2 protein-coding genes are annotated in these 1,535 nt (G+C 71.9%); one reads left to right on the top strand and one right to left on the bottom strand.

The annotated features are described in order from the left end of the window. Positions 1-909 (bottom strand): FUSC family protein (locus tag GL263_RS26280; protein WP_182858232.1); only part of this gene is annotated, 909 nt, incomplete at its 3' end. Between the two features lie 163 nt (positions 910-1,072). On the opposite strand from GL263_RS26280, the gene GL263_RS26275 reads away from it, so the two are divergent. Beyond that, positions 1,073-1,535, top strand: a 463-nt coding sequence (locus GL263_RS26275) for a hemerythrin domain-containing protein (RefSeq protein WP_182858231.1), incomplete at its 3' end; no start/stop codon positions are given.

Genomic DNA, 1,535 nt, shown 5'->3' with positions numbered 1-1,535 from the left:
CTCCCCCACCCGGGCAGCCTCCCCCCGACCGGCCTCGGCGAGCGTGCGGGCGATCTCCTCGGTGTGGTCGGCCACGTGCCACAGCGCGTTGACCACGTCGTGCGAGGTGTAGTCCGGTGGCAGGGCAGTACCGCTGCGGCGGTGGCGGATGTTCATCCGCAGGCTCTCCTCGTCCCACGCCAGCGCCGACCTGACCTCCTCCGCCAGGCGGGGCAGCCGCTCGGCGCGTTCCACCCACTCCTCCGTGCGCCGCCCGTCCGTGTCCTCGGAGTCGGCGGTGAGTCCGTCGGCCATGTCGCGCAGCAGGCCGGCGGCCTCCGCGGTGGTCGCGCGGATCGCCTCCAGCGCGTCGCGGAGGTACCGGGGCGGCCGTACGAGGGCGTTGACGGCGATGCCCACCACCGCTCCGATCAGCGCGGCGGCCACCCGCTCGGCGCTGACCAGGAGGGTCAGCGGCCCGCCGACCAACGCGAAGATGGCCGACGTGGCGACGTTGATGCCCTGGCTTCCCAGGCTCGGCAGGTTGCCGATGAGCAGGGTCACGGGCAGCACAAGCGCCATGGCCAGGATCTGGTTGTCCAGGGCGAGCGCCGTGCCGGTGGCCAGCGCGGTGCCGAGCACGATGGCCAACGCCTGGCGCACCCCCTGGGACATGGACTGGTAGACCGTCGCCTGCACCAGCACCACCGCGACCCAGGGCGCCATCAGGCTGAGGCTGTCGGTGAGGAGGGTGCTGGCCAACGCCCATGCGGCGAGCGCCGCCAGCGCCGACTTGAGCGACTGTGCGGCGAGGTCCCTCTCCCGGCCGTGCTCCCTCACCGCCCGTACGGCGGAGTCGACGACCAGGCGGCCGTCGCGCCGCACCGCGTGCGACAGCGCCGCCGGCCGGAAGCGGCTGAACGATCCCATCTCTGCCCTCTCGGGTCGGGTCGGCGATCCCGGAACGGTCGGCGGTTGGGTACCCGCTGTGCCGGCCGATCCTCACCCGGTAGGGAGGTAGATCCGTCGCACACCGGGTACGCGCTACCGGGAATCGGCCCAAAAGGCGGAAAACGACTGGAAGGATTCCATCATGGGACACGGCGGCACAGTCGTCGACGAGCTGATGACCGATCACCGCGAGGTCGAGGAACTCTTCGGCAGGATCGAGGCGCTGCCCGCCGGTGACGCGCGGCGCAAGGAGTTCGTCGAGGCCGTGACGGTGGAGCTCGTGCGGCACTCGGTCGCTGAGGAGGCCCATTTGTACCCGGCCGTGCGCGAGCACGTCCCGGGTGGCGACGAACTGGCCGACAGGGAGATCGAGGACCACGGGCGGGTCGAACGGCTACTGAAGGGCCTGGAGGGCCTGGACGCGGACGACCCGTCGTTCGACGAACTGGTCGGCACGTTGACGCGGGAGGTCCGCGAGCACGTCGCCGACGAGGAGCAGAACCTCTTCCCCGCCCTGCGGCGGGCCACGGGGCCGGAGACGCTGGAGAAGCTGGGCGACAAGGTGCGGCGGGCGAAGAAGGTCGCGCCCACCCGGCCCTGTCTCT

The organism is Streptomyces durbertensis (assembly GCF_014156695.1).
Classification (GTDB): domain Bacteria; phylum Actinomycetota; class Actinomycetes; order Streptomycetales; family Streptomycetaceae; genus Streptomyces; species Streptomyces durbertensis.
This window is presented reverse-complemented; position numbering and strand designations above follow the sequence as displayed.